We start from the raw sequence: 2,952 nt of genomic DNA, 5'->3' as shown, positions 1-2,952 counted from the left end.
GGGAAATTCTGGATTTAAAACTGAATGCTGAATTGATAGTTCTTAGTGCTTGTGATACGGGACAAGGAGATATTAAAGGTGATGGTGTGATTGGTTTATCCCGTTCTTTAATTAGTGCTGGTATTCCCAGTATTGTGGTTTCTTTATGGGCTGTTGATGATGATTCTACATCGTTTTTGATGACGGAGTTTTATAAAAATATGGAACAAAAACTTGATAAAGGTACGGCATTAAGACAAGCGATGTTAACAACTATGAGACAAAAAAAATATGAAAGTCCCTACCATTGGGCTGCTTTTACTTTAATTGGTGAGGTTGAATAAATGGTGATTGGTGATTGGTGATTGGTGATTGGTGATTGGTGATTGGTGATTGGTGATTGGTGATTGGTGATTGGTGATTGGTGATTGGTGATTGGTGATTAGGTGAAATTATCCTTCAATCCCCTGACTCCTGACTCCTGACTCCTGACTCCTGACTCCTGACTCCTAACTCCATAATTTTGCATATCCTTGACTGGGTGAGAGATAGATATTTATGTGCAGTTTTAGGTCAAAAACTCTAAATTCCAGTAAACACTTATGAAACGCATTACATCTAGCATTAAATCTAGCATTTGCCTCACTACTTTTATCACCACCTTTATTTTATCCAGTGTGGATATATTTCCTATCCCACCTCAAGCAATTGCACAAACTCAAGAAAATGGTGATTTATTTTACCTGTATAAAGGACAACGTATACTATTAAATCAAAGACAGGATGCGATCGCTGTTTCTTTTAAACAACTCAGTAAAACCCGTAGTCTGTCTGATCCTCCTTTATACCTGCAACTGCAACAAGATTTACAAAGCGGGATTCGTAGCACTACACCACCCCAGGTAACACCTTTAGGTGAAAATTACGCTTTGGTAAATTTGCCTAAAGACATCCAAAATGCTGAAGTTGTTTTACAGCAACGCATTCAACAACAGCCTTATGTACAAACTACTTTACCAGTTCTTACCCGCAACGAACATCAAGAAATCATTGTTGTACCTAACGAAATTATCCTCAGCTTTCAATCGCAACTTTCCCAAAGTCAGAGACAAGCAATTTTACAACAAAACAATCTAGAAATTGTCCGTCCCCTACGTTTTAACCGCGATCGCTATCTCGTAAAATCCACAAGTGCCTCTGGTACAAAAATTCTCAGTGTATCTAATCAACTTAATAGCGTTAAAGGAGTAACATCTGCTACACCTAATTTTATTCAATCTTTAACTAACCACAATCTAGAAACTGCTACCAAACAAATCACAAATATGCAGAGAACTGGAGATTGGTTACAGACAACAAAACCAGAAAATACCAATCGAAGCAACCCATCTCAAAACAGTTCTCAATCTAGAAGTATTGCTGCAAGAAGTACACCAAAAAGTAATTTATTAGGATTAGCTTGGCATTTAGATAGTAGACCTTTACAACAATGTTTACAAGAAAAAATATCAAGTTGGAAGTCCCTACAAACTTGTTTACAAAAACCCATAAATGTCGGTAAAAAATCAGCCGTAACTCGTACAGATGTCCGGGTGACAGATGCTTGGAAACGCAGTAACGGTGGACGTGGTGTAGTGGTGGCAGTTTTAGATAGTTTGATTCAGTGGGATCATCCTGATTTGATCAATAATATTTACACCGTCAAAGCTGCTGATAAATGTCCTGGAGAAGTTCATGGTTGGGATTTTTCCTCTAGTAATAACAGTTTAGATCCTTGCGAAAATGGTGATGGTGATACTCGAATTAGTCCCACAGAATTAGCCATTTTAGGGTCTATATTTCAGGATACATTTCAACTATCTGATGCTAAATTAGTGCAGCAATATTCTACAGAAGCACTGGAAATAAAACGTCAAAATCCTGATTATTCCTTAGAACAAATTGCTACCGTTCTGCGTTATGTTTTTCGGAATCAAGTCGGTGGAGAATTTCATGGTACTTATGTCAGTGGTGCGATCGCTGCCAAACCCCAAAATGGCGAAGGAGTGTTAGGAGTAGCACCCAACGCGCAGATTTTACCAATCCGGTTATTTGGGTTAAATGGTAGTTATAGTCCTGCTGCTTACATTGAAGCTATTGGTTATGCAGCAGACAGGGGTGCAGATATCATTAATCTCAGTTTAGGTAGTCTTTTACCAAGTCCAGGAGAAGAAGAGGCGATCGCAGATGTTCTCAAAGCGAACCCGAAATTAGTCATTGTTGCTGCTGCTGGTAATGAAAACAGGAACAGAGTCACATTTCCTGCTGCTTATCCAGGAGTTATATCCGTTGGTGCAACCAATATTAAAGGTAATCGTGCATCCTACAGTAATTATGGTGGAGGATTAGATTTAGTAGCACCAGGAGGGGATTTAAATACACCGGGATTATTAGGTGGCATTCCCACCACAGGAGGAACGTCTTTAAATGCCTTTTGGCAAGGTGTACCTGATCCTAGCAGTCGTTGGTCTGCTGTAGTTGATGGCAAAGGTAAATATTGGTGGGTAGAAGGAACATCTTTTGCTTCACCAACTGTAGCGGGAGTTGTGGCTTTAATGAAGGGGGAAAATAAAGCAATCGGTAGAGAAAGATTGGTGAGTATCTTGAAATCTACAGCTAGTTATCAAGGACTGACTATTTCTCCACAAGATGCCGAACTTTATCGTTTACAACGCAGTGAGGGAGAAATTCCCGCATCTGTGAAAGAACAGCAATATTTCTTTGGTAAAGGACTTGTGAATGCTAATGCAGCAGTGCAAGCTGTTAAAAGGAGACGGTGATGGGTAATGGGGAATGGGTAATGGGTGATGGGTGATGGGGAAAATACAAATAACTTCCTCCTGACTCCCGACTCCTGTACGGGCGAAGCATTCGGAAAATAGCCTTTTCATAAAATTGATAATTTTTCGCCCGAATGCTTCGCCCCTACGACTC

At 39.7% G+C, this 2,952-nt stretch carries 2 protein-coding genes; both read left to right on the top strand.

Annotated features, from left to right (window positions below):
• A partial coding sequence (locus tag FFR48_RS26795) for a CHAT domain-containing protein (RefSeq protein WP_137669452.1) occupies positions 1-323 on the top strand: 323 nt, incomplete at its 5' end.
• Between the two features lie 258 nt (positions 324-581).
• A complete protein-coding gene (locus FFR48_RS26790; protein WP_137669451.1) occupies positions 582-2,798 on the top strand; it encodes a S8 family serine peptidase in 2,217 nt (738 codons plus the stop codon).
• The last annotated feature ends 154 nt before the right edge of the window (positions 2,799-2,952 follow it).

The organism is Sphaerospermopsis reniformis, from assembly GCF_005402885.1.
Classification (GTDB): Bacteria; Cyanobacteriota; Cyanobacteriia; order Cyanobacteriales; family Nostocaceae; genus Sphaerospermopsis; species Sphaerospermopsis kisseleviana.
Note: the sequence above shows the minus strand (reverse complement) of the source record. Positions and strands in the feature narration are given on the sequence as shown.